23 protein-coding genes are annotated in these 25,236 nt (G+C 66.2%); 7 read left to right on the top strand and 16 right to left on the bottom strand.

The window, feature by feature from the left end:
* Positions 1 to 9 precede the first annotated feature (9 nt).
* Together RTH46_RS18260 and RTH46_RS18255 are read right to left on the bottom strand one after the other, a co-directional pair.
* Positions 10 to 828, bottom strand: a complete 819-nt coding sequence (locus RTH46_RS18260; RefSeq protein WP_316906283.1) for a DUF4123 domain-containing protein — start codon at positions 826 to 828, stop codon at positions 10 to 12.
* Positions 825 to 1,037, bottom strand: coding sequence for a hypothetical protein (locus RTH46_RS18255; RefSeq protein WP_316906282.1), 213 nt, complete (start codon positions 1,035 to 1,037; stop codon positions 825 to 827). Before RTH46_RS18255 ends, RTH46_RS18260 begins: the two co-directional genes overlap by 4 nt.
* A 240-nt stretch (positions 1,038 to 1,277) precedes the next feature.
* Between RTH46_RS18255 and RTH46_RS18250 the strand changes: the two genes are divergently transcribed.
* A complete protein-coding gene (locus RTH46_RS18250) occupies positions 1,278 to 1,781 on the top strand; it encodes a GNAT family N-acetyltransferase (RefSeq protein WP_316906281.1) in 504 nt (167 codons plus the stop codon).
* 4 nt (positions 1,782 to 1,785) lie between these two features.
* On the opposite strand, the gene RTH46_RS18245 is transcribed toward RTH46_RS18250, so the two are convergent.
* Together RTH46_RS18245 and RTH46_RS18240 are read right to left on the bottom strand one after the other, a co-directional pair.
* The gene (locus tag RTH46_RS18245; RefSeq protein WP_316906280.1) at positions 1,786 to 3,354 is read right to left on the bottom strand and encodes a sensor domain-containing diguanylate cyclase; all 1,569 of its coding nucleotides are present in this window, start codon (positions 3,352 to 3,354) and stop codon (positions 1,786 to 1,788) included.
* A gap of 63 nt (positions 3,355 to 3,417) precedes the next feature.
* Positions 3,418 to 4,245, bottom strand: a complete 828-nt coding sequence (locus RTH46_RS18240) for a DNA-binding protein (protein WP_316906279.1) — start codon at positions 4,243 to 4,245, stop codon at positions 3,418 to 3,420.
* A gap of 177 nt (positions 4,246 to 4,422) precedes the next feature.
* On the opposite strand from RTH46_RS18240, the gene RTH46_RS18235 reads away from it, so the two are divergent.
* Positions 4,423 to 5,253 carry an alpha/beta hydrolase gene (locus RTH46_RS18235; protein WP_316906278.1) on the top strand — a complete coding sequence of 277 codons (831 nt, stop codon included), beginning with the start codon at positions 4,423 to 4,425 and terminating at the stop codon, positions 5,251 to 5,253.
* Positions 5,254 to 5,266: 13 nt separating this feature from the next.
* On the opposite strand, the gene RTH46_RS18230 is transcribed toward RTH46_RS18235, so the two are convergent.
* Entirely contained in the window at positions 5,267 to 6,145 is an 879-nt protein-coding gene (locus RTH46_RS18230; protein WP_316906277.1) for a LysR family transcriptional regulator, read from the bottom strand.
* On the bottom strand, positions 6,132 to 6,260 hold the full coding sequence (locus RTH46_RS18225) for a hypothetical protein (protein WP_256671341.1): 129 nt from the start codon (positions 6,258 to 6,260) through the stop codon (positions 6,132 to 6,134). The genes RTH46_RS18230 and RTH46_RS18225 overlap by 14 nt, the downstream gene beginning before the upstream one ends.
* A gap of 22 nt (positions 6,261 to 6,282) precedes the next feature.
* Here RTH46_RS18225 and RTH46_RS18220 point away from each other — a divergent pair, with 22 nt between their 5' ends.
* On the top strand, positions 6,283 to 7,275 hold the full coding sequence (locus RTH46_RS18220; protein WP_316906290.1) for an NAD(P)H-quinone oxidoreductase: 993 nt from the start codon (positions 6,283 to 6,285) through the stop codon (positions 7,273 to 7,275).
* A 37-nt stretch (positions 7,276 to 7,312) separates the two neighbouring features.
* Here the strand turns inward: RTH46_RS18220 and hchA are convergent, their stop codons facing one another.
* The 6 genes from hchA to RTH46_RS18190 all read right to left on the bottom strand — a co-directional run bounded on the left by hchA (position 7,313) and on the right by RTH46_RS18190 (position 14,460).
* The gene (gene hchA / locus RTH46_RS18215; RefSeq protein WP_153786386.1) at positions 7,313 to 8,158 is read right to left on the bottom strand and encodes a glyoxalase III HchA; all 846 of its coding nucleotides are present in this window, start codon (positions 8,156 to 8,158) and stop codon (positions 7,313 to 7,315) included.
* 191 nt (positions 8,159 to 8,349) lie between these two features.
* Positions 8,350 to 8,913 carry a nucleotidyltransferase family protein gene (locus tag RTH46_RS18210; RefSeq protein ID WP_316906276.1) on the bottom strand — a complete coding sequence of 188 codons (564 nt, stop codon included), beginning with the start codon at positions 8,911 to 8,913 and terminating at the stop codon, positions 8,350 to 8,352.
* Positions 8,910 to 9,881, bottom strand: a complete 972-nt coding sequence (locus tag RTH46_RS18205) for an XdhC family protein (RefSeq protein ID WP_316906275.1) — start codon at positions 9,879 to 9,881, stop codon at positions 8,910 to 8,912. The genes RTH46_RS18210 and RTH46_RS18205 overlap by 4 nt, the downstream gene beginning before the upstream one ends.
* Before the next feature lies 1 nt (position 9,882).
* The gene (locus tag RTH46_RS18200) at positions 9,883 to 11,094 is read right to left on the bottom strand and encodes a cytochrome c (protein ID WP_279847838.1); all 1,212 of its coding nucleotides are present in this window, start codon (positions 11,092 to 11,094) and stop codon (positions 9,883 to 9,885) included.
* Positions 11,095 to 11,096: 2 nt separating this feature from the next.
* The gene (locus RTH46_RS18195; protein ID WP_153786382.1) at positions 11,097 to 11,636 is read right to left on the bottom strand and encodes a (2Fe-2S)-binding protein; all 540 of its coding nucleotides are present in this window, start codon (positions 11,634 to 11,636) and stop codon (positions 11,097 to 11,099) included.
* A complete protein-coding gene (locus RTH46_RS18190) occupies positions 11,629 to 14,460 on the bottom strand; it encodes a xanthine dehydrogenase family protein molybdopterin-binding subunit (protein WP_316906274.1) in 2,832 nt (943 codons plus the stop codon). Before RTH46_RS18190 ends, RTH46_RS18195 begins: the two co-directional genes overlap by 8 nt.
* A 277-nt stretch (positions 14,461 to 14,737) precedes the next feature.
* Between RTH46_RS18190 and RTH46_RS18185 the strand changes: the two genes are divergently transcribed.
* From RTH46_RS18185 to RTH46_RS18175, 3 genes are all read left to right on the top strand, one after another.
* The gene (locus tag RTH46_RS18185; protein ID WP_316906273.1) at positions 14,738 to 17,062 is read left to right on the top strand and encodes an EAL domain-containing protein; all 2,325 of its coding nucleotides are present in this window, start codon (positions 14,738 to 14,740) and stop codon (positions 17,060 to 17,062) included.
* On the top strand, positions 17,050 to 17,922 hold the full coding sequence (locus RTH46_RS18180; protein ID WP_316906272.1) for a phosphate/phosphite/phosphonate ABC transporter substrate-binding protein: 873 nt from the start codon (positions 17,050 to 17,052) through the stop codon (positions 17,920 to 17,922). The genes RTH46_RS18185 and RTH46_RS18180 overlap by 13 nt, the downstream gene beginning before the upstream one ends.
* 108 nt (positions 17,923 to 18,030) lie before the next feature.
* Positions 18,031 to 19,128 carry an alkene reductase gene (locus RTH46_RS18175; protein WP_316906271.1) on the top strand — a complete coding sequence of 366 codons (1,098 nt, stop codon included), beginning with the start codon at positions 18,031 to 18,033 and terminating at the stop codon, positions 19,126 to 19,128.
* 131 nt (positions 19,129 to 19,259) lie between these two features.
* Here the strand turns inward: RTH46_RS18175 and RTH46_RS18170 are convergent, their stop codons facing one another.
* From RTH46_RS18170 to RTH46_RS18155, 4 genes are all read right to left on the bottom strand, one after another.
* Positions 19,260 to 20,240 carry an LLM class flavin-dependent oxidoreductase gene (locus RTH46_RS18170; RefSeq protein WP_316906270.1) on the bottom strand — a complete coding sequence of 327 codons (981 nt, stop codon included), beginning with the start codon at positions 20,238 to 20,240 and terminating at the stop codon, positions 19,260 to 19,262.
* 291 nt (positions 20,241 to 20,531) lie between these two features.
* Positions 20,532 to 21,446, bottom strand: a complete 915-nt coding sequence (locus RTH46_RS18165) for a LysR family transcriptional regulator (protein ID WP_153786376.1) — start codon at positions 21,444 to 21,446, stop codon at positions 20,532 to 20,534.
* A gap of 67 nt (positions 21,447 to 21,513) precedes the next feature.
* The gene (locus RTH46_RS18160; protein ID WP_316906269.1) at positions 21,514 to 22,599 is read right to left on the bottom strand and encodes a metal-dependent hydrolase; all 1,086 of its coding nucleotides are present in this window, start codon (positions 22,597 to 22,599) and stop codon (positions 21,514 to 21,516) included.
* A 32-nt stretch (positions 22,600 to 22,631) separates the two neighbouring features.
* Complete coding sequence (locus RTH46_RS18155; protein WP_153786374.1) at positions 22,632 to 23,729, bottom strand: sugar diacid recognition domain-containing protein; 1,098 nt, start codon at positions 23,727 to 23,729, stop codon at positions 22,632 to 22,634.
* A gap of 163 nt (positions 23,730 to 23,892) precedes the next feature.
* Here RTH46_RS18155 and RTH46_RS18150 point away from each other — a divergent pair, with 163 nt between their 5' ends.
* Positions 23,893 to 25,221 (top strand): MFS transporter, encoded by a 1,329-nt coding sequence (locus RTH46_RS18150; RefSeq protein WP_153786373.1) that lies wholly within the window; start codon positions 23,893 to 23,895, stop codon positions 25,219 to 25,221.
* Positions 25,222 to 25,236 lie beyond the last annotated feature (15 nt).

Below are 25,236 nucleotides of genomic sequence, written 5' to 3'. Positions count from 1 at the left end.
TCTCCCTGTTCAAAACACCGTGCGAAGCCGCAGCCGCTCCAAGTGCGCCTGAGGGCTTTCATCAGCCAGCGGCGCACACTCACGCGGCACCTCGTACCCCGGCGAGTGCAGGCTCAACATCAGCAGAAACTCGATCGCCTCCCCCGTATGCCAACCCCAGGCCCGGGCCTGGCGCAGCTGGCTTGCCAACCAGTCGAGGTGCGCCTGGCTTTCGGCGAGGGTGCTGTAGGCAGGCAGATGCCGCCTGCAGAGATAGCGATGGGCATTGGCCAAGAAGACGCCATCGCTTGCGGCCTCGGCCGGGGTGGGAAACCAGCTTGGGTCGGACGGGGCCGGATAGGCACGCGGCGCCGGGTTGTCCACCACCTGCCAGGCCGTGGCCTGCCAGTAGCACACACTGATAGCCTGGCCGAGCCAGGCAGCCCTGCGCTCCGGCACCGTCATCACTCGGGCCAGCTCGCGGTTGTCGTGAAAGCGATACAACGCCCGTTGCGGCCGCTGGCCCAGCAGCAGCCGGGCACGCCAATGCTCGACCCAGGCTGCCAGCTCACCGGGAGCCAGGCTGGCCAGCCAGCCCCAATTGTCCTGCGGCGCCTCCAGCAGGCCCTGCAGCAAACGTACTTCGCCTTCACCGATCAGGAAGCACACCGGCCCATGCGCGGCGAGGTGGGCGACTTCGGTCTGGTGGTACAGAGCACACCAACGCTCTGAGCCCAGACGGGCCATGAGGGCCTGGCGGGCGTCGAAGCCGGCATCCAGTATCAGCACGATGTCGCGGCCACTGGCCCGCTCCCGTGCCATCCATTGCCAAGGGGTCGGCGCGTTCATGCGGAACCTCCCAGGGGCGCGGGCAGTGCCTCGCAACAGCTGTCACACACGGTGCGCACCGCGCGGCCAAGTGCCTGGCTCGCCGTCACCAGTGCCAGTTGTACCGGGCCCACCGTGGTCGGTAGCAACAGGGCAGGCTGTGCCTGAAAATCGTGCTGGACCGCCGGCAGGTGAAAGCGCAGGCGCTCTGTAGGTGTTGAGTCGAACATCCGTTGTCCCCTGTCATGTCAGCCTGGCAAGGGCTTGCACAGCATCGCCCCGCCAGAGGAAAAGCTGCCAAGCTAGCGGGGTTTCTCAACGGAATATGCAGGACCTGTCCGAACGCTTGTAGGACGATTCTCAGCAAGATGTCGGGCATATCCAGGTAGTGAGGCCGACCCAGGCCAGCATCGATCTTGATCACCTCTGGCTTTAGGGCACAATCCCACTACCCACCTCGAGCCCCTGCCATGACCGTTCGCCCTACCCTCGCCACCGACCTCCCCCTGCTGCCCGCCATCGAGCACTCCGCCGCCCAGGCGTTCAGGCAGTACCCGGCACTGGCCTGGCTGGCCGACAGCGAGGTCATGGACGAAACGGCACATGCCGCGTTTTTCAGGGCGGGCACCAGCTGGGTAGCAGTGGATGCCGAGGACCGGCCATTGGGTTTCCTGTGTGCCACCCGCATCGATACGGTGCTGCACATCGATGAGCTGTCGGTCCGCCAGGACGCCCAAGGCCAAGGCCTTGGCCGGCAATTGCTGGATCGGGCGGTGGCAGCGGCGCGCCAGTTCGGGCTACAGGTGGTGACGCTGACCACCTTTGGCGAAGTGCCATGGAATGGGCCTTTCTACCAGCGTTATGGCTTCGAACGGCTAGGGGATGCGGCGCTGGACCAGCGCCTCAAAACGCTATTGGCAGCCGAACGGGCGCATGGGCTTGAAGATCGCTGTGCCATGCGCTTGGCCGTCTAGACCCTCAGGGCTGCGCGCCAACCTCAACACTGCCCGCCAGGCAAAACCGATCCCTGCCCTGATGCTTGGCCTGATACAGCGCCGCATCCGCCGCCGCCATCAGGTTTTGCGCTGTCACGGCCTCAAGGCTGGGCGCGCCCACGGCGATGCCGGCGCTGGCCGACACCTGCCCCAGCGGGCTGCCAGCGTGTTCGATGGCCTGGCGGCGCAGCAGTTGCAGGATTTCCTGGACGATCTGGCTGGCCCCCTGGGCATCGGTATTGGGCAGCAACAGGGTGAACTCCTCGCCGCCATAGCGCACCGCCAAGTCGGCCGGGCGCTTGAGCGCTTGCTTCAACAAGCCGCCGAATCGGCGCAGGCACTCATCGCCGGCCAGGTGCCCATAGCGGTCGTTGTAGGCTTTGAAATAGTCGAGGTCGAGCATCACCAGCGCCACCGCATAGCCCTGCCGGCGCGCCCGACGCAGCTCCGGCTCCAGCACCGCGTCCAGCCGCCGGCGGTTGCCCAGCCCGGTCAGGCTGTCGGTCAGGGCCAGCGCCTTGAGCGTCTGGTGTGCCTGGTGCAGCGCCCGCTCGATGACGATGCGTTCGCGTAGCTGACGCAGCACCACCCAGCCAAAGCCGGCCACCCCGACCAGCAGCAAGACCAGCACCACCAGCGACTTGAGCATGTCGTGGCGCCACGGCGCGATGATCGACTCGCGTGACAACCCCGCCTCCACCACCAGCGGGTAGCTCGACAAGGCGCGAAAGCCATACAAGCGTGGCGTGCCATCGACCACTGCCACCGCCTCGGCCACACCCTCGCTGGCATAAGGCAGGTATTTGCGGAAGATCTCGCTGCTCGCCAGGCTGCGGCCGATCACCTGCTCGACGAATGGCCGGCGCACGAGGATGGTGCCATCGCGCTTGGCCAGCACCAGGGCGCCACGCTCGTCGATCTTGAAGTCGCCGTAGTAGCGCACGAACCAGTCGACCTTGATGGTGCCCAGCAACACCCCGGCAAAACGGCCGTCAGAGTAGTCCAGGCGGCGCGAGATAGGGATGATCAAATCACCCGTGGAACGGCTGCGCACCACCGCACCGATGCGTACCTGGCGGTCGGCGTGGGTGCGGTGATAGATGAAATAGTCACGGTCGGCGTTGTTGGCATTGGGCGGCACCACGTCCTGGTCGGTGACCACCCAGCTGCCGTCCGGCGCATAGACGAACAAGCCGTGCAGTTGCGGCATGATCTGCGCCTGTTGCTTGAGCAGCGCATGCAGGCGCGGCCGGTCGATGTGCTCGAAACCATCGCCTTCCAGGCGCTCGGCCAATGCCGCGGTAATGGCGTCGACCTGGCGGATGGCGTCCTCGGCGTGCTGGGCGGTGGCCCGGGCCAGGTTGGTCACCGCGTTCTCAGCATTGAAGAAGGCCTGGCGGTAATCGCGCCAGATCCGCCAGCCCTCGATCAGCACGAAAGCCAGCATCACCACGGCCATGAAACCCAGCACCAGGCGGAACAACGCCACGGCACGGCCCTCGCCGGTCACGGCAAACACGCCATCCTCAGTCTGCTTCCTGGCTGCGCACATCTGGATCCCTTGTCATCCAACACTCGACGGCAGTGACTATAGCTTGCCCGGTGGCAGCGCCCTTCAACCTGGCTGCTGGCTGGCGCGCAGCTGGGCCAGCTGCTGGTCGCGCTCGTTGCATTGGCGGCGCAGCTCTTCACTGGCGCCCTGGGCCTGGGCAAGGATGGCGCGCAAACCCTGCACCTGAGCATCGCGTTGCTCCAGCTGGCCGTCGAGCAGTGTGCATTGCGCAACCGCCTGGCGCTGCTCGGCGAGCAGGCGTTCGTTGTCGCGGTGCAGGCGGGTCAGCTCTTCCTGACGGGCGATGCCACCCTGTTGCAGGGTTTGCAACTGGCCCTGCAACTGCCGCACCTGGGTGTCGACACGCCGCTGCTGGTCTTCAAGCGAGCGGATTTGCGCGTCCTTGTCGGCCAGACGCAGCTGCAGCTCGCCGAGCGCCTGATCAAGGCTGGCGCTGCGCAACAGTTCCGCCTGCAGGCTGACCTGGGTGGTGGCCAGTTTGTCCGACTCGGCCTGCAATGTACTGGCCTGAGCCTGGTGCTGCTGATGGGCTGCGGCCAATGCGCGCTGGCTCAACTGCAGTTGCAGTTGTAGCTGCGCGCACTGTTCGTTGTGCTGCGCCTCGGCCGCGTCGATGCGCGCCTGCCCTTCTTTTTGCAGTTGCGCCGTGAGTTGCGTGACCAGCCGCGTAAGCGGCTCGCTCAGGCCGCTGCTGTCAGCCAACCCGACGAGCTGCTGCCCAAGGGATTTGAGGTGCCGGTGAATGGTGGTTTTAGAGCCGGTATTGCCCAATTCGATACGTATTGCATCGATGGTGGGTTGCTCGCCCCTGGCGATCAGCGATTGCTGAGCCTGCTTTACTTGCGCTGCGCTAATGCCGGCACGGGCCATGCTTTCTCCGATATTTCGTAGCGTGGTACGTATTACGTTACTGGCGTGAATTCTGCACCCGCGCGGGGTTCATTACAAGACGGAAGGTCATGGGCAAACGCCGTTTGCTCCTACAGTTGTTCGACGGCCTGACAACTCAGGCTGCCAGCGCAGGCTCATCACACAGGAGACGCGATCATGGGCTTCGTCACGACCAAAGATGGCGTGGAAATCTTCTACAAAGACTGGGGGCCACGGGACGCCAAGGCCATTCACTTCCACCACGGCTGGCCGCTCAGCGCCGACGACTGGGATGCCCAGCTGCTGTACTTCCTGGCACGCGGCTACCGGGTGATCGCCCATGACCGCCGAGGCCACGGCCGCTCGAGCCAAGTGTGGGATGGCCACGACATGGACCACTACGCCGACGACGTGGCCGCCGTGGTCGACCACCTGGGCAGCCAGGGCGCCGTGCATGTCGGGCATTCCACCGGCGGTGGCGAAGTGGTCCGCTACCTCACTCGCCATCCGCAGGACAAGGTGCCCAAGGCCGTGCTGATCAGCGCCGTGCCACCGCTGATGGTGCAGACCGAGAGCAATCCCGGCGGCCTGCCGAAATCGGTGTTCGATGGTTTCCAGGCCCAGGTCGCGGCCAACCGCGCTCAGTTCTTCCACGATGTGCCCGCCGGGCCGTTCTACGGCTACAACCGGCCTGGGGCGAAAGCGGACGAAGGGGTGATCCTGAACTGGTGGCGCCAGGGCATGATGGGCAGCGCCAAGGCGCACCACGATGGCATCGTCGCCTTCTCCCAGACCGACTTCAGCGAAGACCTCAAGCGCATCGACATCCCGGTGCTGGTGATGCACGGCGATGACGACCAGATCGTGCCCTACGAAAACGCTGGGGTACGCTCGGCCGAGTTGCTGCGCAACGGCACGCTCAAACTGTACAAGAGCTACCCCCATGGCATGCCGACCACCCATGCCGAGACCATCAACGCCGATCTGCTGGCGTTCGTGCGCAGCTGAACAGTCGCCTTCGTCAGCCAGCCGATGGCGTGGCGAAGGCACGCACCAGCGCCTCGATCACGACCCGCACCCGTGCGGTGTGGCGCAAGTCCTGATGGGTGACCAGCCACACCTCGTAGGGCTTGCGTCGCGCACGGGCCGGCCACAGCCGGCGCAGGCCGTCGCGCTCACCGAGCTCGATGGGGATTTCACCGATGCCCAGCCCGCTGGCGATCGCCCGACGCAACATCAGGTTCGAGCCGACCGCCAGCGCCACCCGCGCCTGAGCTATCGGCTCATCCACCAGCGTCGGTGACGGGTTGCCGCGCCAATACGGCTCGTAGACCACCAGTTCATGACCGCTGAAACCGTCGCCCTCGCACGGCTCGCCACGGCGCTGCACATAGCTGTCGCTGGCGAACAGGCCCAGCGACCAACTGGCCAGTTTGCGCAGGACCAGGTCCGGGTTGTCGGGGCGCAGGTTGCGGATGGCGATATCGGTCTCGCGCTGGGACAGGTTGACCAGCTCCGAGCCGCTGGCAAGGATCACCCGGATCTGCGGATGGCTCTGCTGCAGCTGCGCCAGTGCCGGCAAGACAAAGTCGCAGGCCAGCGAATCGGTGGTCGCTACCCGCACCTCCCCGGCCAACTCGTTGTCGGTGCCCTGCAGCCGTGCGGCCAGCTCCAGCGCAGCGCGCTCCATCTGCTGCGCCAGTTCCGCCGCCAGCTCGCCGCTGGCGGTCAACTGGTAACCCGCGGGCGTACGCAGGAACAGGGTCGAGCCCAGGTCGGCCTCCAGCGCCGCCACCCGCCGCCCCACCGTGGCCTGATCGACCTGCAGCACCCGCGCCGCCCGGCGCAAGGTGCGTTCGCGGCTCAGTGCCAGCAGCATGCGTGCGTCATCCCAATTCATCAGCGCGTTCCTCGAAGAAAATCTGCAACGGTGCGCCGCAAAATCGCCGCGCGACCGCCGGGTGATGGTTGCCTACCCTGTGCGGCACGTTGTTCAGAATGACAGAGGTCACCATGCGTCACATCCTTCCCCAGCACATGACTGCCATCGAGATCACCCAGCCCGGCGACCCGCAGGTGCTGCAGCCGGCCACCCGCGACACGCCCCGGCCCGGCCCGCGCGAAGTCCTGATCAAGGTCCACGCCGCTGGCGTGAACGGCCCCGACCTGCTGCAACGCAAGGGCCTGTACGACCCGCCCGCCGGTGCCTCGGACATCCCCGGCCTGGAAATCGCAGGCAAGGTGGTCGCACTGGGCGAACAGGTCAGTCAGTTCGCCTTGGGCGATGCCGTGCTCGCCCTGGTAACCGGTGGCGGCTATGCCGAATACGCCGTGGCCGATGAACGTACCACCGCGCACCTGCCCCAGGGGCTGAGCATGATCGAGGCGGCGGCGCTGCCGGAAACCTTCATGACCGTGTGGGTCAACCTGTTCCAGCGCGGCGGTTTCAAGGCCGGCGACAGCATCCTGATCCACGGCGGCGCCTCGGGCATCGGCACCACCGCCACGCAACTGGCCAAGGCCTTCGGCGCAACGCAGATCTTCACCACGGTCAAGGATGCTGCCCAGCAGGCCGCCAGCCTTGCACTGGGCGCCGATGTGGCCATCGACTACACCCGTGAAGACTTCGTCGAGCAGGTCATGCTGCACACCGCGGGCAAGGGCGTGGATGTGATCGTCGATATCATTGCCGGCGACTACGTGGCGCGGAACTTCCAGGCCGCCGCCATGGATGGGCGCATCGTACAGATCGGCGTGATCAAGGGGCCGGCCAGCGAGGTGAACCTGTTCCCCATGCTGACCAAGCGCCTGACCCATATCGGCTCGACCCTGCGCGCGCGCAGCGCCGACGACAAGGCGGCAATTCTTGCCGAGCTGCAGGCCCAGGTCTGGCACCAGGTGCACAGTGGCGCGGTCAAGCCTCTGATCCATGCCACCCTGCCGCTGGCGGCGGCGAGCCAAGCCCACGCGTTGATGGAGTCGGGCCGGCATATCGGCAAGGTGGTGCTGAGCGTGGCGCACGAGGGCTGAACCGCCCACGGCGCCACTGTATTGAAAAACGTGCCGATCACCCGCCGTTGACGGCCTTGAGCAGCGCCGCGGCGGCCAGCTTGCCCAGCGCATTGCCCGCCAGCGGGCTGTCGCCGGTGAGCAGCTTGCGGTCCTGGTGAACGGCGCCGGAAATACCGTCGTTGATGATTTCGACGCCACAGGCCTTAAGGCGCTCGCCGAACTTCCAGGTCAGGTGGCCGGGCATGTAGCCGATGTCCGGAGTCTTGGCGTCCAGGTCATCGGGGAAGGCGCACATCTTGTAGCCCTTGTAGAGGTGCCCGGCGGCCAGCAACGCGGCCGGGCCGTGGCACAGGCTGATGACAAACTTGTCGTGGTCGGCGGCCCATTGCAGCACCTGCCCGACTTCTTTGCTGTGCGGCAGGCCGATCAGCGCGCCGTGGCCACCGGGGATGAACACGCCGATGTAGTCGGACAGCGAGCCTTCGAGCAACTCCGCCAGTTTGCGTGGCTGTTTGAACGCCTTGCGGTAGCGCTCGAAAAGACCCAGCACCTCTTTGTCTTCACCGGGCATGGCCCAGTATTCGAACTTGACCGGGTTGCCCGAAAGGGTTGCCACGTCGAAGGCGAAGCCAGCCTTGTCCAGATGGTACATGGGCAGCAGGGTTTCCACCGGGTGGTTGCCGGTGGAGAACAGCGTGCCGTTGTCGGTGAGCAGGTAGCGCTCATCGGCGCCGATCAGCAGGATTTTCCAGCGCCCGCCTTTGTAAGGGGCTGGGTAATCGGCGCCACTGAGGTCGGATTTGCTCGAGGTGAACTGGCTGAGGGAATACGGCGAGGGGAAGAAGGCGTTGTCTTCGGCCGGGTCGGGCTGTGGGCGTTTGTCGTCAGGTGAGGTAGTCATTACTGTGCTCCTGTGCCTGAGGGTGGGTAGCTGGATCCCTGCTAGGAGGCCACCGGAAAGGTGGCGTCGGTAAACGATGCTTAGCAGCCATCGCGGGGCAAGCCCGCTCCCACGCCATGCCATGCCCCATGGTGTTGCATGGCGTGGGAGCGGGCTTGCCCCGCGATGGGCCTTGAACGACCCGAAGCAGTCTAGTCGAGCGCGGCAGGTGTATCGACGTCGCGCACCGCCCCACTGTCGTCCACGTCCAACACCCTCACGCGACCACGGTGTCGTTGCAGCACCGAACGCGCCCCTTCATCACCGGACAACCCGGCCAGCTCAGGCCAATAATCGCGGCCGAACAGCACCGGATGGCCATTCTGGCCCTGGTAGCGCGGTACCACGATGGCTGCCGGATCCGCCGCCTCGACCAGGCGACGGTAGGTATGCGGCAAGATCCAGGGCATATCCCCCAGCACGATTGCCACCGCCTGGGCAGCGCAGTCACTCAACGAAGCAGCACCGGCCGCCAGGCTGTGCCCCATGCCCAGCCCTGCATCGGGGCTAGGGACGATGAAACAAGTGTCAGGCAATCCCAGCAGATCGGCACGCTCACCGTCGCGCAGTACCACCCGCACCTCGTCGAACACCGCCAGGGCGCGCTCGACGCTGTGCTGCAACAAGCTGCGGCCATCACCGAGCACGGCGCGGCGCTTGTCCGCGCCAAAGCGCGAGCCCTGCCCCGCCGCCAGTACCAGCGCAACGACCGTCACAGCGCCTCGCGGCCAATGCCGCTGCGGGTACGCAGGATATCGGCGAGCACCGCCAGGGCGATTTCCGCCGGGGTCTTGCTGCCCAGGTTGAGGCCGATGGGCGCGTGGATGCGGGCCATCTCGGCATCGCCGAGCCCGCCGATGCGGCGCAGGCGTTCACGGCGTTTTTCCGAAGTGGCGCGTGAGCCCATCACGCCTATATAGAAAGCTTCGGTCTGTACGGCTTCGAGCATGGCCAGGTCGTCGATCTTCGGGTCGTGGGTGAGCGCCACCACCGCCGTGTCGCGGTGGCAGCCACCGTTGGCGATGAACAGCGAGGGCAGTTCCCGGCGGATTTCTATCCCGTCGAGCACCACGTTGTCCATCACCTCGTCACGCGGATCGCACAGCACCACCTCAAAGCCCAGGCCCTTGCCGAACTCGGCGCAGAAGTGCGCGACGCTCGAATACCCCGCCAGCAACAGGCGCTGGGCGGCGCCAACGCGCAGGCGCACGCTGGTTTCGCCCTGCTCCACCCGCGGCCCCTGGCTTTGGTCATCGTGCAGTTGCCGCGCACCGGTACGCAGGTTCACTTCGCGCAACAACCGGCGCCGGCCCAGCAGCGCCGCCTCCAGTTGCGCCAGGTGAGCCTGGGTGTCGCAATCGCCCGGCAGGTGCTCGACCAGCACATCGAGGATGCCGCCACAGGGCAGGCGGATATTCGAGCGGGTGTCGCTGCCGTCGCCATAGCGCACCACGGCAACGGCATCGACGAACTCGCCGGCGGCGACGCGTTCGAGGAAGTCCTCTTCGACACAACCGCCGGACAGCGACCCCACCCAGTGCCCGCCCTCACTCACGGCCAGCAGCGAGCCCGGCGCACGTGGCGCCGAGCCATAGGTGCAGAGCACGGTGCACAGCCATACGCGCAAGCCGTCACGCGACCACTGCGCCGCCTGTTGCACCACCAGCAGGTCGAGATGCTGCACGTCAGTCCGCCTTCAGCTGGGCCAGCTGTTGGGTGGTCAGGTCGCCCGGCAAACCGCCCCAGGCTTCACGCAGGTAGTTGACCATGTCGGTCAGTTGCTGGTCGTCGAGCTTGTCGGCGAAGCCCGGCATCGGCTGCATGCGCTCGAAGCCGGTGAACTGCTGTTCACGGATACCGTCGACGATGGCCTTGACCAGGTTGCGCGAGTCGGCCTGGCGCAGCACGGTGTTGCCCTGCATGGCCACGGCGATGTGCGGCTTGCCCTCGCCATCGACGCCGTGACAGCCGGCGCAGACGTTGAGGTACTGCTGACGACCGCGCTTGGCGCTTTCGCCCAGGGTTTCATGGGCCACCGCCTGCACCACCTTGGCCGCCGGCGGCTGGTCGCCCAGCAGGTAGGTGGCCATGGCCGACAGGTCGCTGTCTTCCAGATGCTGGGTGCTGTGGTGCACCACCGGGTACATCTCGTTGAACATGCTGCCCTGGGCACTCATGCCGTGCTTGAGGAAGGTGGCCAGGTCAGCCTGGTTCCAGCCGCGTTCGGCCAGGTCCTTGGCCAGCAGGCTCGGCGCCAGGTAGCCCAACAGCAGGCCGCCGGTCAGGCGCTTGTCCTGCTGCAGCGCGCCGATCGGGTTACGCGGGGTATGGCATTCGCCACAGTGGCCGAGCACCTCGACCATGTACTGGCCGCGCTTCCAGGCTTCGCTGTTGCCCTTGCCCTCTTCCAGCTGCACGCTCTTGCCGTAGAGCATGTTCCAGCCCATCAGGCCGGTGCGCACGTTGAACGGGAAGCTCAGGCTGGTTTGCGGTGCCGGGCGATTGATCGGTGCCACGGTCATCAGGTAGGCGTGGATGGCGTCCGAGTCCTCACGCTTGACCAGGTGGTACGAGGTGTAGGGCATGGCCGGGTACAGGTTGGCGCCATCCTTGCGCTTGCCCTCGGTCAGGGCGGCGAAAAATTCGTCCGTGCTGTAGTTGCCGATGCCGTACTGCTTGTCCGGGGTGATGTTGGTGCCGTAGATGGTGCCGAACGGCGAATGAATCGGCAGGCCGCCGGCATAGGGCGCGCCGCCTTCGGCCGTGTGGCAGGCCATGCAGTCGGCCGCGCGGGCGAGGTATTCGCCGCGCTTGACCAGTTGCTCATCCGCCGCCTGCGCGCCGCACGCCAGCACCAGGCCCACAGCCAGGGCCAGGCCATTGAAAACACGGGTCATGCTCAGCCCTCCTTGACCAGGCCGAGGTCGCCCAGTACATCGCGGGTCGCCTCGTAGTAGCGCACGTAGCCGGTGCAGCGGCACACATGGTGGCCGAGGCTGGCTTCGATGGCGTCTTCCAGCTCGCTCTTTTTCAGCGGCTTGCGCTGTGCCTTCTCCACCAGCACGGTGGCGGCGTTGACGAAGCCCGGGGCGCAGTAGCTGCACTGGAAGGCGAAGCGGTCGACGAACTTCTGCTGGATCGGGTTCAGTTCGGTGAGGTTACCGGCCTGGTCACGCTTGGCGTGGCCTTCGATGGTACGGACCTTCTTGCCCTCGAAGTAATGCGCGCCGGTGATGCAGGTGCGCACTTCCTCGCTGGTGCCGTCGGGGTTGTCGACGATCACCACGCAGGCATGGCAGATGCCCTGGCCGCAGCCCAGGCGCGAGCCTGTGAGGTTCTGGTATTCGTGCAGGTAGTCGAGCATCGCCAGGTCATCGGGGACCACTTCGGTGACGACAGGTTGACCGTTGAGGGTCAGTTGTAGCTTGCGGTCAGCCATTGAGGGCCTCCTTGACGCGGGCGGGGGTGATGGGCAGGTCGCGGACACGCTTGCCGATGGCATGGGCCACGGCGTTGCCGATGGCGCCGACCACCGGGATCATCACCACTTCGGCGATGCCCTTGGACGGGTCGGTGGGCGACAACGGCGGCAGGATCTCCGAGGTCTGCTTCCACACCGCCACATGCTTGGCCATCGGCAGGCGGTAGCGGTTGAAGTTCCAGTCGCCCTCGCCCGGGCCACCCTCGTACAAGGGCATTTCTTCCAGCAATGCGTGGCCGATACCCATGGCGATGCCGCCTTCGAGCTGGCCTTTGACCAGCTCGGGCACCAGCACCCGGCCGCACTCGACCCAGCTGTGGTGGTTGAGCACGCTCACTTCGCCACTGCCCTTGTTCACCTTCACTTCGACGATGGTCGCCACCGGGCTGTAGTAGGTGACCATGGCGTTGTTCAGCTGGGTGGCCGGGTACGCGGCGTTCTGCCGGTCGAGCAGGTGGAAGCCGGCGCTGTTCATCTGCGCTTTCTTGGCGTTCACCGCACCGTCGCCGTACTTGACCGCCAGGGCATCGAGCGGCAGGCGCTCGCGCACGCCGTCGATGACGAAATCGGCCTCGGCCCAGCTCCAACGGTTGAAGCCGTGCACGCTGACGCCGGTGACCAGGCCCATTTCATGGGCCTTTTTCGCAAGCTCGGCGAACGGAATCGGCGCCAGGCCGTTGCCAGTCAATTCACCGTTGACCCACACCGCGTTCTCGCGGCGCACCACCAGCGGGTTGGCCTGGCCGCCATAAGGGCCCTGGCGCCACAGGGCCATGGCCGCCGGCCACAGGCCGTGGTTGAACAGCACGCGGGCCGCTTCGCGGGTAGCGTGGCTGAAGTAGAACGCCGAGTTGGTCGCCGACGACGGCGAAGCCAGCTTGCCGACCCAGCGCGGGTTGCGCAGCGCGGCGTCCTGCTCGGCCTGGCTGATCAGGTAGGGGTTGCCGCTGGTGCTCAGTTGCAGCTCGGGCCATTCGGTCTGGGCGGTCTGCACCTGGTCGGCAACGCGGCCAAGGAAGTCACTGACCACCAGGGCCTGGGAGGTCGACATGCCGGTGCCCAGTTCGGTGCCGATATGGCGCAGGGTGATCTGGCCGTCGGCAGTGAACTCCACCGCCGCCATCGGCGCTTCGGAGCCGGTGCCGAAGTCTTTCTGGGTGATGGCAAAGCCCACGCCGTACCAGTTGTCGTGGTCCTTGGCGTCCATGGCTTGCTTGCGCGCATGGCGGTTCTTCCACCATTCGTGCTGGCTGGCCTTGTCGAGAATCTCGTGCAGGCGCAGGGCACCAGCCGGGACCGCGCCCTGGGTGTTCTTCATGCCCGACTTGAGCGCGTTCTTGCGCCGCAGTTCGATGGCATCGACACCTAGACGGTCGGCAATCTCGTCGACCATCATCTCGGTGGCGGCCATGCTCTGCAGGGTGCCATAACCGCGCATGGAACCGGCCTCCACACCACGGGAGTGGTAGGCGGTGACCGACAGGTCGTTCTGCGGCATGTAGTAGATCGACTGCGCTGCGGTAGCGCCCACTGCCGCCACCGAAGGGCTGTAGTTGATGCGCCCGCCGCCGTCGACGCTCATGTCGGCGCGGAAGATCTTGAAGCTCAGGTCGTTCTTGTCCACCGCCAGTTGGTAGCGGATGTCGAACGGGTGGCGCTTGATGCCGCTCTGGAACTGCTCATAGCGGTCGTTGGCCAGGCGGATCGGCACGCCCGCGCCGTACAAGGCAGCGACGGCGGCGTAGAACACGAAGATGTTGTTGTCCTTCGAGCCGTAGCCCACGGTGTAGCCGGGGTGCATGTTCAGGTTCTTCAGGCCGAAGCGCGACGGCTTGATCATGTGCACGCACTCCTGCGCCACTTCGAACGGGCACTGGGTGGCCACGACGAAATGCAGGGTGCCGGTGGCCGGGTCGTACCAGCCGTTGCCGTTGTCCGGCTCCAGCGCCGCCGGCTCGATCGACGGGGTCTTGTAGCGCTCGTCGAACAGCAGCCAGTTTTCCGGCGGCTGCTTGAGCTGCTCATCGATACGCTGGGCGTAGAACATCCCCTGCTCGGTGAGGTTGCCGTGCTGCTTGGGCTCGGCGGTCCACACCGGTTTGCGGGCGAGGATGGTGGGGAACAGCATTGTGTTCTTGAGGCTTGAGTATTCGTCGTCGTCGAACGGCGTTTTGCCGCCCACGCGCACGAAACGGAAGCTGCCGTAGGGGTCGCGCTGGTACAGCGGCGCCTGGGCGCCGTAGCGGATCGCCTGGTCGTTGAACTGCAGCTTGAGCTTGGCCTTGCGGAAGCGCTCGAAGTCGTTCCAGATCAGGATCGCCACCGGGTGGCCGATGAACATCGGCACCTGGCCGGGAGGCAGCAGCGGGTCCGGCGAGTGGGCTTCGGGCCAGGCGATGCCGTCCTTTTTCAGGTCGTCGGCGGTGACGATGCGGTCCGGCTGCAGCTCGACGCCCAGCAGCGACAGGTCGTAGCCTGCGTAGATGCGGTCGGCCTTGGTGGCCTTGAGCAGCATGGCGTGGCCTTGCTGCTGCGGCCAACCGGGCATGTCCTTGGCACGGATGTCACGGGCAAACACCTTGTTGCCGCACACCTTGGACAGCGCGTCGTTACGGAAACGCGCCTTGCCGTCGTGGTTCATCCACTTTTGTGGCGAGGTGGTGACACGGTCTTCCATCAGGGCGGCGAAGGCCTGGCTGCCAAGCGGCGCCATGGTCACGCCGACACCGGCGATCAGCCCGCCTTGCAGGAACGAACGCCGGGAAATTTCACGGTTGGACATGGTTGATCCTCTGGGCAGTCAGGCGCTGCCCATGCTTTGTTCTGGTGCTTGTGAAACGCGAAGGGCGCGCACGATCACAAAAATTGACTATCAAGTCAAGATACAACTCTTGTTACATCGATTGAAGTCAAGCAGACAACTTGTCGCGGCAAGGTCCAGGATTGGCGGTTTGTGTGTGTGTAGGAGCGGCTGACATGAGGCAATGTGCCACCAGTCATGACCCTGTCATCTTTCTGTCGTATTTTTCAGCGCTCACCCAGGGCAGGGGAAACCAGCAGTGATCCGCCGTTCTCTCTCATCCGCAGGGCTGTTGCCGCTGCTGCTGTTGATGCTGTGCGCCGTCACCCTGACCTTCCTCTGGGGGCTGCACATCAATCAGAAGGCCGCCACGCGCCAGGATGCGCTGTCGGCAAAAGCCGCCGAACACCTGAACTTGGCCAGCATCGTCGGTGAAAACCTGCGCCAGTTGGTGGACCGCGCCCAGGCCGTTGGCCGGGTAACCCAGGACGACATGAAGCGCCTGCGCCAGGGCAACCTGAGCCTGGCCCGGCTGTTGGCCGAAGACCCGGTGTTCAAGCGCATGAGCCTGTATGACCGGCATGGCCGGCTGCTCTCCTCCAGCCATGCCGACGAGCCCGGGCAACTGCCCGACGCCTGGCTCGACCAGCTCAAGCGCCATGTCGGGCAGTACGGTTTCAAGGCCTTCCTGCCCCGCGCCCTGCCGGCGGGCAACAGCACCCTGCCCAACTGGCGCCTGCCGTTCCTGCTACCGCTGACCGACCTGCCGGGCCGCGAGATCGACAACATCCTCGTGGTGCAACTGGACATCGGCTACCTGGCGGTACTGTTCCAGCACATCGACCTGGGCCGCAGCGGCCTGGTGCGCCTGCTGCAGGACGACGGCCAGGAGCGTCTGCGCATCGACGGCAGCGGCGTGGTGGTGGCCGGCCAGACCCTGGTACCCGGGCTGCCGGGCAGCGGCGAAGACGCCGGCCAGCTCACCCAGTACAGCCTCGACGGCGCCTTCCAGAGCCTGTACCGGCGCATGCCCGAGCGCGGCTTCAGCGTGATGGTCAGCCAGCGCCAGGACGAAATCCTCGCCTCCGCCAGCCGCACCACCAATCGCCAGTTCTGGCTGAACCTGAGCATGACCCTGCTGATCCTCACCAGCCTGGCCTGGGGCCTGCGCCTGCTGCACAAGCGCCAGGAGGCCTTCGCGGAGCTCGAGTACGCGCAGCAGGTCAACCAGCAGCTGATCGGCCGCCTCGAAGACGAGCACCGGCGCAGCAGCCATGCCGCCGCCACCGACCACTTGAGCGGCCTGCACAATCGGCGCCAATTCGTCGAGGTGGCCGCCCAGGCGCTCACCCGCCAGCGCGGCAAGCGCCGGTTGCTGGCCATCCTGTTCATCGACATGGACCGCTTCAAATCGATCAACGACTCCCTCGGGCACAAGATCGGCGACTTGCTGCTGCAGGCCGTGGCCGGGCGTATCCAGCGCCTGCTGGAGCCGGGCGACGAGGCCTCGCGCTTTGGCGGCGACGAGTTCGTGGTGCTGCTGGCCGGTGAACGCAGCGAGGAGCAGATCGACGGCTGGGTGCGCGCCCTGGTGGAGAAACTCTCGGCCACCTACGCCCTCGACGGCCAGGAGGTCAACACCAGCCCCAGCGTGGGCGTGAGCATCTGCCCCCGCGACGGCCAGGACATCGACGCGCTGATCCGCTGCGCCGACGCCGCCATGTACTCGGCCAAGCAGGCCGGGCGTGCCCAGTACCGCTTCTTCGACCCGTCGCTGAACCTCTCCGACATCCAGGCGTTCACCCTCGAACAGGCCTTTGGCAGCGCCTTGAGCGAGCGCCAGTTCGTCCTGCACTTCCAGCCGCAGATCCGCCTCGATACCTTGCAGGTGCTGGGCTACGAAGCGCTGGTGCGCTGGGACCATCCGCAGTTCGGCCTGCTCTACCCCGACCGTTTCATCGGCCTGGCCGAGCGCAGCGGGTTCATCGTCGAACTGGGCTGGGAAGTCCTGCGCCTGGCCTGCGAGGAGCTGGCACGCTGGGCTGTGCGCGATCAGACCGCGCACCTGGCGGTCAATGTGTCGGCGCTGCAACTGCGCCAGGGCGACTTCAGCGCCCGGCTGTTGGCCGAGCTCGATTACTACGGCATCGCCCCCCAGCGCCTGGAGCTGGAGATCACCGAAACCACCGTGCTCGACCCGGAAGGCACCGCCGTTGAACACCTGCACCGCCTGCGCGCCGCCGGCATCGGCATCAGCCTGGACGACTTCGGCCGCGGCTATGCAGGGTTTGCCCATTTGCAGGCGCTGCCGCTATCCAGGCTGAAGATCGACCGCTCGCTGATCGCGCCGCTGTGCAACAGCTACGACGACAGCCCGATCGTGTCTTCGACCATCATCCTGGCCAAGCGCCTGGGCCTGGAGGTGGTGGCCGAGGGCGTCGAGACCCGCGAACAGGTGGTGTGCCTGAAGCTCGCCGGTTGCGACATCGCCCAGGGCTACCATTTCAGCCGGCCGCTATCGCCGGCCCAGTTGCACGAATACCCCCCCTTCATCGGCAACGAGGACAAGGCATGCGTGTACTGAAATCCCTCGGCGCCCTGGCGCTGGCGCAGTTGCTGACGGGCCCCGCGCTGGCCAACTGCACACCCCACGGCCTGCGGCTTGCAGTGATCCCGATCAAGGACGTCGAAGCCATGACCCGCGAGCACCAGCCCCTGGTCGAGCGCCTGAGCAAGGCCGCAGGCGTGCCGGTGGAACTGGTGATCAGCGCCTCCTACGAAAGCGTGGTGGATGCCATCGTCTCCGGCGGCGCCGACATCGCCCGGCTGGGCCCGGCCTCCTATATCCTCGCCCGCCAGCGTGACCGGCGCATCGAGCCGTTCGCCACCTACACCCTCGCCGCGGGCACCTACACCCCGGCGGGCAACCATTACCAGGCGCTGCTGCTGACCCGCGCCGACGGCCCGACCAGCCTCAACGCCGTGCGCGGCAAGCGGGTTGCGCTGAGCGACCCAGCCAGCACCTCGGGCAGCCTGGTACCCAGCGTCGAGTTCGCCGCGCTGGTCAACACACCATTACCGCGTTACTTCGCGGCGCTGGTGTACGCCGGCAACCATGACAAGGCGCTCGAGGCGCTGCTCGAAGGGCGGGTCGATGCCGCCTTTGTCGCCAGCGAACGGGCCGACGCCTACCTGGCCAGCCACGCAGTCGACCCGGCAAAGCTGCAGGTGCTGTGGCGCTCGGCGCCGATCCGTTATGACCCTTACGTGTTCAGCGCCAACCTGTGCCCGGCGCTGAAGCAGCGCCTGCGTCAGGCGATGCTCGATGACCCCAAGGCACTGGCCGGGTTCGTGGCGTCACAGGACGCCACCGGGCTGGTGCCAGTGGGGCACAAGGATTACGCGGGGCTTGAGCGTATGATGGCGCCGACACTGCACCCTTGAGCCTTTGCCAGGCATTGGGGAGCGCTACGCCGGGGTATCGGGAGCCCCTTTCCCCAATCACCTCGGTATCGTGCGTGCCATCGAAATCACCTTGCGACGGCATCCCCAATGAAACTCTTCGAACCACTCAAGCTTGGCCCTCTAACCCTGCCCAACCGGATCTTCATGGCCCCCCTCACCCGCCTGCGCAGCCTGGAGCCGGGCGACGTGCCAACCGCGATGATGGCCGAGTACTACGGCCAGCGGGCCAGCGCCGGGCTGATCATCAGCGAAGCCACGCAGATCTCGTTCCAGGCCAAGGGCTATTCCGGTTCGCCCGGCATCCACACCGCTGAGCAGATCGCCGGCTGGCGCCAGGTCAACGACGCCATCCACCAACGCGGCGGGCACAGCGCGGTGCAGGTGTGGCACACCGGGCGCGTGTCGCACACCTCGTTGCAACCGGGTGGCCAAGCGCCGGTGGCGCCTTCGGCGTTGCCGGCCAATGCGCGCACCACGCTGCGCGACGAGAACGGCCAGCTCATCCGGGTCGACACCTCGACCCCACGCGCCTTGAGCGAAGCCGAGATCGCCGGCATCGTCGCCGACTTCGGCCAGGCGGCGGCCAACGCCCGTGAAGCCGGCTTCGACTTCATCGAGCTGCATGCGGCCCACGGTTACCTGCTGCACCAGTTCCTGACCCCCAGCGCCAACACTCGCGACGACCGTTACGGCGGCAGCGTTGAAAACCGTGCGCGCATCGTGCTCGAAGCGGTCGATGCCGCGATTGCCCAGTGGAGCGCCGAGCGCGTGGGTATCCGCATCTTCCCCTTGGGGGGCTTCAATGGCATCGACAACGGTGAAGACCAGGAGGCCGCCGGCCTGTACCTGATCGGCGAGCTGGCCAAGCGCAACCTGGCCTACCTGCACCTGTCCGAGCCGGACTGGGCCGGTGGCAAGCCGCTGCGTGACGCGTTCCGCAAGGCGATCCGCGCTGCGTATCCCGGGGTGATCGTCGCCGCAGGCGCCTACACCGCCGACAAGGCCGAAGACCTGCTGGCGCGCGGCTTGATCGATGCGGTGGCCTTTGGCCGGGCGTTCATTGCCAACCCGGACTTGGTCGAGCGACTGAAGCAGCAGGCGCCGCTGAACGCGCACCGAGCGCAGTTCGACTATGCCAATGGGGCTGAGGGGTATACCGACTATCCGTTCCTGCGCCGGGCGTAGCCTGTTCGGGCCTCATCGCGGGGCAAGCCCGCTCCCACGCAGCGTCCAAGTGTTGGGATGGTACTTCGTGGTAGCGGGCTTGCCCCGCGATGACGCCCACCAGATTTCCAGCTGGATCGCCGGGCTCAGCGTCAGGCCAATGACGCCAGTGCATTGGCCGCCACTGCATGCGAGCGCTGCCGCGCCAGCGGATCATGGATGCGGCAATCAATCATCAATTCATCCGCTCCGGTCTGCTCGATCAGCGAGCGCAACCCTTCCCTCACCCGCTGCGGCCCACCGGCGATGGTGCAGGCCATCACCTGCTCCAGCACAGCCCGCTCATGGCCAGGCAGCCCTTCGACATACCCTTCCTGAGGTTTGGGCAACAGCCCGTAACGGCCCACATGCAGGTCGAGCATCCATTTGCGGTGCGAGCTGGCCAGGTAGTCGGCTTCGGCATCGCTGCCGCCGGCGAAGATGTTCACACCCACCATCACATAGGGCCTGGCCAGTTGAGCCGAGGGTTTGAAGTGGACGCGGTAATGGGCGACGGCCTGCAGCAGGTAGCGCGGCGCGAAATGCGAAGCGAAGGCGTAGGGCAAACCGAGCCTGGCCGCCAGGTCGGCGCCGAACAGGCTGGAGCCGAGGATCCAGATCGGCACGTCATGCTGCCCGGGTACACCGCGCACCGGGCGCTGGCCGTTGTCGGCGAGGTAGTCGCGTAGCTCGCCGATGTCGGTTTCGAAGTCGCGTTCGGGCGCTGCGCCGCGCAAGGCACGTACGGTCGGGCCGGAAGTACCGGGCGCACGGCCCAGGCCCAGGTCGATGCGCCCGGGGTGCAGGGTATCAAGGGTGCCGAACTGCTCGGCCACCACCAGCGGTGCGTGGTTGGGCAGCATGATGCCGCCGGCACCGACGCGGATTTGCCGGGTGGCGTTGGCGACTTCGTTGATCACCAGTGAGGTGGCGGCAGAACCGATGCCGGGCATGTCGTGGTGTTCGGCGATCCAGTAGCGGCGGTAGCCGTGCTGTTCGACGTGGCGGGCAAGCTGGCGGGTTTCTTCGATCGCGTCGGCGTAGGTCTTGCCTTCGCCGATCATGACCAGGTCCAGTACGGACAGGGCTGTCATGGGGGCTCCTGATGAAGTTTGCGTGACAGCAGAGTGTCCGGGGTGGGTAGCTGCGGATAAAGCCGAAGAGCGGCCCGATACTGGGGCCTCGGATTCCCCAAAGACTGCGCGCTTGCTGTGTAGAAGCGGGTTTACCCGCGAAGCAGGCGGCGCGTTGGATGGCACCGGCTCTGCCGGTGTTCGCGGGTAAACCCGCTCCCACAGGATACGCGCCGCTTTGACGCCAAGCGTAGTAACTGTGGGGGAGCAGCCTGCGATGAGTTAAACGCGGGCATTACAATACAGTTGTTCCTACAACGACTCCCAGGGCACCCCGTCCTGCCAGCTTTCGACCAGTAGATCAATGAAGCCGCGCACCCGTGGCGACAGATGCCGCTTGCTGGGGTAGACGATGCGGATCGGGTCGGCAGGTGGCCGGTAGTCGTGCAGCACTTCGACCAGCGTCCCGGCGCGCAGGTCATCGCCGGTGATGTAAGTCGGCAGGTGAATCAACCCGAACCCCGCCCGCGCGCCATCGAGCATCGCCTCGGAGCTGTCGATGTTCAACCGCCCGGGCTCCTCGCACAGATGCAACCCGGCATCGGTGCGAAAACGCCACGGGCTGGATTTTTCACCCGCCAGGAAGGCGATCTTGTCATGCCCATAAAGGTCGGCCGGCACCTGCGGCGTGCCGTGGCGCTGCAGGTAGTCGGGCGAGGCACAGGTGACGAACTGCTGCCAGGCCACGGTACGGGTCAGCAGTTGCGAGTCCTCTTTCGGCGCGCCGATACGCACCGCCACGTCGACACCCTCCTCGACCAGGTCGACGAAGCGGTCGGTGAAGCGGATATCGGCGCGCAGCTCGGGCCACAGCTTGAGGTAGCGGTCGAGGATCGGCAGCACATGGCGCTGGCCGAACGACAACGGCGCGGTCAGGCGCAAGGTACCGGTGGGCTGGCCCCGGCGCTGGGCCATGGTCGACTCGACTTCATCGAGGTCGTCGAGGATCTGCCGCCAGCGCTCGAAGGCCACCAGCCCCTCGTCGGTCAGGCTTAGCTTGCGCGTGGTGCGGTTGAGCAGCCGCACCGCCATGCGTGCCTCCAGCCGAGCGATGCTCTTGCCCACCGCCGAGCGGGTCAGGCCCAGGCTGGCGGCGGCAGCGGTGAAGCTGCCGGCCTTCACGGCGCTGACGAAGGCAGCGATATCGCCGAAGCGGTTGGGTTCCATGCTGTATTCCCGATCAAGACAAGCCAGCTAAATGGGTGCGCAACCGCCGATTGCAAGGCCGCGGGCCTCAGCGCCCGGCCTCGGCGGCATGCCCCAGCGACTGGCTGGCCCAGGCTGCCAGCGGCAAGGGTGGCTGCTGGTCGAGGATACGCCGCCAGATCAGGCTCAGTTTGGCGCCATCGAACAGCGAAGCCGCACCGCCGCCGATCCAGCCCTTGGGCTGGATCACCTGCCATTGGCCAGCAGCGTCACGCTGGGCCATCTGGAAGCGGAAGCTGTAGTTGCCCGGCACACCCATGCGCAGGTCGGTGACCACCAGCGCGTCGCCGACTACGTCGTAACGCAGCCAGTCGCCGGTGAACCAGCGCAGACGCTCGTGCAGCGGCACCCCGGCCAGCACCTTGCCGGCTTCAAGGTTGAGTGACTGGCGCAGTATTTCGGGCGGCTCACGGTCGAACAGGCTGCTGACGCCTTCGTAGTAATCGCCGCCTGGGGTTTTCGCCAGCATCCGCCAGACCAGGCTGTTGAAGGCCATCGGCACCCCGCGCACTTCGCTTGCGACGATACCCTGCTGAGCCAGCGCCTGGCTGAAGCGTTGCTCTGCAGCCATGCGCCCGGCCAGGCCAAAGCCCAGGTAAACCGTGCTGAACGCCAACGCCAGGCACAACACGCCGACCGCCCTGCCCTGCAGCCCCTTGAACGTTGCGTACAGCACCGCCAGCAGCAACGGCACGGTGTACACCGGGTCGATGATGAACACGGCCGCCCAACTTTGCGGCGTGGGCTGCAAGGGCCAGAGCAACTGGGTGCCATACACCGTGAACGCATCGAGGATCGGGTGGGTGACCAGCACCAGCCAGAACGCCAGGAACAACCGTGGCCAGCGGTAGCCCTTGTGCGGCCAGTAGCGCTGGCCCAGCCAGGCAACCATCCAGGCCATCAACAGCGCAAGCCCGGTAAGGACGAACAGCGAATGGGAAAAGCCTCGGTGGAAGGTCATCTGCGACACCGGGTCGGCGTAGCGGATCAGCACGTCGAGGTCCGGCAGCGTGGCCAGGGCGGCGCCGTACAGCAGCGAGCGGCGGCCTTGAATGCGGCCCAGCACGGTGCCCTGCAGGGCGGCGCCGAGTACGGCTTGGGTCAGTGAATCCAATGCACATCTCCATGAAAAACGCGGTGCAGCACTCAGTCTGCGGGTAACAGTTGCAAGCCCAGGTACAGGCTGAGCATCCCTTCAAGGCGCAGCGGATCGACTTCGCCCAGTTCGGCGATGCGTTCAAGCCGGTAGCGCAGGCTGTTGCGGTGAATGCCCAAGGCATCGGCGCAGGCCTGGCTCTGCCCGTCATGGGCGCACCAGGCGCGCAGCGTAGCCAGCAGCTGGCCGCTGGCATCCTTGGCGCGCACGCGCAGCAAGGGTTCGAGCAGCTCGTCCAGGGCATCGTCGTTGCGGTGGCGCCAGAGCAGCGCCGGCAGGCGGTAGCGGGCCAGGCTTAGCAGGCGCTCGCCTGGCAGCACTTCGCGCCCGTAGGCCAGCAGGTCGCGCACCCGCCGGTAGCCGCGGCGCAATTGCTCCAGGCTTTGCGCCGGGCTGCCCAAGGCCAGGCGTTCGACCACCCAGCCATGGCGTTGCAGGCGCTCCAGCAGGCGCGGCTCGTCCAGCGCCACGTTGGCCGGGCGGCACCACAGCAGCGATTGGCGGGCGGGGCTTACACACCAGCTGTCGGGGTAGCGGCTCATCAGCCAGGCCGACAAGGCTTCGGCCGGGGGCCCGGCCTGCAGTTCGAACAGGCAGGGAATGCGTGGCAGGTTGGGTTTGAGCCCGAGTTGCTGGGCCTCATCGACCAGCCGGGGCGATTCGCCGCTGCCCCCCAGCAGCAGGGCTAGCAGGTCGTCGCAACGCTGGCGGCGCCATTGCTGCTCAACCTGCAAGTGGCGCTGGGCCAGGAGCATTTCGGCGGTCATGCGCACCAGCTCGCCGTAGGTGCGCAGTTGCTGCGGGTCGCCGGTAAGGCCGAGCACGCCGATCAGCCGGTCATCGAGCATCAGCGGCAGGTTGACCCCGGGCTGCACACCCTTGAGGCACTTGGCAGCGTCCACATCGAGCTCGACGATCCGGCCGTTGGCCAGCACCAGCTGGGCGCCTTCGTGGCGGGTGTTGATGCGTTCCGGCTCGCCGCTGCCGAGGATCAGCCCCTGGCTGTCCATCACGTTGACGTTGCACGGCAGGATGGCCATCGCCCGGTCGACGATGTCCTGGGCCAGGTCGTGGTCCAGTTCGAACATGAGCAGGTCCTTAGGGTTGCCTAGGGTTGGTCGGCGGCACAGCAGGCTGAGTCTGGGGCTGTGCAAAAGCACAAAGACAGTGGCGCTACACTCCCCGAGACTCGTCAGGGCGAGCGCCGAGACAGGCGACGCGGTGACAACCATAACAAAAGAGAACCCGATCATGGCACACAGCCCCGCCCCTGACCAAGGCAACGACGTCACCCGCAACGCGCTGTACCGGCGCATCACCCTGCGGCTGATTCCGTTCATTTTCATCTGCTACCTGTTCAACTACCTGGACCGCGTCAACGTCGGCTTCGCCAAGCTGCAGATGCTCGACGCGCTCAAATTCAGCGAAACCGTGTACGGCCTTGGCGCCGGGATCTTCTTCATCGGCTACGTGCTATGCGGCCTGCCCAGCAACCTGGCGCTCAACCGCTTCGGCCCGCGGCGCTGGATCGCACTGATGATGATCGCCTGGGGCAGCCTGAGTACCTGCCTGCTGTTCGTCACCACCCCCACCGAGTTCTATGCCTTGCGCCTGCTCACCGGCGCCGCCGAGGCGGGCTTCTTCCCTGGCGTGGTGCTGTACCTTTCGCGCTGGTTCCCGGCGGCGCGCCGGGGCCGGATCATGGCCCTGTTCATGTCGGCGATCCCGGTCTCCGGCCTGCTGGGCGGACCGTTCTCCGGCTGGATCCTGCAGCACTTCGCGGCAGGCCAGGGTGGCCTGGCCGGCTGGCAGTGGATGTTCCTGATCCAGGGCCTGCCGACCGTGGCACTGGGTGCGCTGGCCATCGTGCTGCTCAGTGACGGCTACCAGAAAGCCCCATGGCTGAGCCCGGCAGAACGCCAGCTGATCGCGGCAGACCTGGCGGCCGACGCTGCGAGCAAGCCGGCCACTACGGGTGACGGCGTGCTCGCCGTGCTGACCAACCCGTTGATCTGGACCTTCGGCTTCGTCTACTTCTGCATCCAGAGCGGCGTGTATGCCATCAACTTCTGGCTGCCGTCGATCATCAAGAACATGGGCTTCGACAACCCGCTGCTGATCGGCTGGCTGAGTGCCATTCCGTACCTGCTGGCCGGGGTGTTCATGATCCTGGTGGGCCGCTCGGCGGACCTGCGCAACGAACGGCGCTGGCATTTGGTCGTGCCGATGCTGATGGGCGCCTTGGGCCTGCTGATCGCGGTCAACTTCGCCGCTCAGCCGACCATTGCCATCCTCGGCCTGTCGATCGCCACCATGGGCGCGCTGACCGGGCTGCCGATGTTCTGGCCGATGCCGACCGCGCTGCTCAGTGCGGGTACCGCCGTGGCGGGCTTGGCGGTGATCAACTCGGTGGGGCAGATGGCGGGCTTCCTCAGCCCGTACCTGGTCGGGTTCATCAAGGACCAGACCGGGTCGACCGATGCGGCGCTGTATGCGCTGGCGGGGTTGATCGTGCTGGGTAGCGTGGTGGCGCTGCGGGTTTCGCGTTCGGGTAATCCCGCGTTCGCCCGCGCTCGCTAGCAAAACCGATCGCGG

It is taken from the genome of Pseudomonas sp. zfem004 (assembly GCF_032621715.1).
Taxonomy (GTDB): Bacteria; Pseudomonadota; Gammaproteobacteria; order Pseudomonadales; family Pseudomonadaceae; genus Aquipseudomonas; species Aquipseudomonas sichuanensis.
The sequence above is the reverse complement of the archived record's forward strand: the minus strand, read 5'-3'. Positions and strand labels throughout refer to the sequence as shown.

Coding starts and splice junctions, on each gene's coding strand:
- RTH46_RS18155 (WP_153786374.1), bottom strand. CDS start 23,729: ATGTTCGAACTGGACCACGACCTGGCCCAGGACATCGTCGACCGGGCG.
- RTH46_RS18190 (WP_316906274.1), bottom strand. CDS start 14,460: ATGTCCAACCGTGAAATTTCCCGGCGTTCGTTCCTGCAAGGCGGGCTG.
- RTH46_RS18170 (WP_316906270.1), bottom strand. CDS start 20,240: ATGACAGCCCTGTCCGTACTGGACCTGGTCATGATCGGCGAAGGCAAG.
- RTH46_RS18165 (WP_153786376.1), bottom strand. CDS start 21,446: ATGGAACCCAACCGCTTCGGCGATATCGCTGCCTTCGTCAGCGCCGTG.
- RTH46_RS18225 (WP_256671341.1), bottom strand. CDS start 6,260: ATGGTGACCTCTGTCATTCTGAACAACGTGCCGCACAGGGTAGGCAAC.
- RTH46_RS18240 (WP_316906279.1), bottom strand. CDS start 4,245: ATGGCCCGTGCCGGCATTAGCGCAGCGCAAGTAAAGCAGGCTCAGCAA.
- RTH46_RS18235 (WP_316906278.1), top strand. CDS start 4,423: ATGGGCTTCGTCACGACCAAAGATGGCGTGGAAATCTTCTACAAAGAC.
- RTH46_RS18245 (WP_316906280.1), bottom strand. CDS start 3,354: ATGTGCGCAGCCAGGAAGCAGACTGAGGATGGCGTGTTTGCCGTGACC.
- RTH46_RS18150 (WP_153786373.1), top strand. CDS start 23,893: ATGGCACACAGCCCCGCCCCTGACCAAGGCAACGACGTCACCCGCAAC.
- RTH46_RS18230 (WP_316906277.1), bottom strand. CDS start 6,145: ATGAATTGGGATGACGCACGCATGCTGCTGGCACTGAGCCGCGAACGC.
- RTH46_RS18255 (WP_316906282.1), bottom strand. CDS start 1,037: ATGTTCGACTCAACACCTACAGAGCGCCTGCGCTTTCACCTGCCGGCG.
- hchA (WP_153786386.1), bottom strand. CDS start 8,158: ATGACTACCTCACCTGACGACAAACGCCCACAGCCCGACCCGGCCGAA.
- RTH46_RS18220 (WP_316906290.1), top strand. CDS start 6,283: ATGACTGCCATCGAGATCACCCAGCCCGGCGACCCGCAGGTGCTGCAG.
- RTH46_RS18180 (WP_316906272.1), top strand. CDS start 17,050: ATGCGTGTACTGAAATCCCTCGGCGCCCTGGCGCTGGCGCAGTTGCTG.
- RTH46_RS18200 (WP_279847838.1), bottom strand. CDS start 11,094: ATGACCCGTGTTTTCAATGGCCTGGCCCTGGCTGTGGGCCTGGTGCTG.
- RTH46_RS18260 (WP_316906283.1), bottom strand. CDS start 828: ATGAACGCGCCGACCCCTTGGCAATGGATGGCACGGGAGCGGGCCAGT.
- RTH46_RS18175 (WP_316906271.1), top strand. CDS start 18,031: ATGAAACTCTTCGAACCACTCAAGCTTGGCCCTCTAACCCTGCCCAAC.
- RTH46_RS18195 (WP_153786382.1), bottom strand. CDS start 11,636: ATGGCTGACCGCAAGCTACAACTGACCCTCAACGGTCAACCTGTCGTC.
- RTH46_RS18250 (WP_316906281.1), top strand. CDS start 1,278: ATGACCGTTCGCCCTACCCTCGCCACCGACCTCCCCCTGCTGCCCGCC.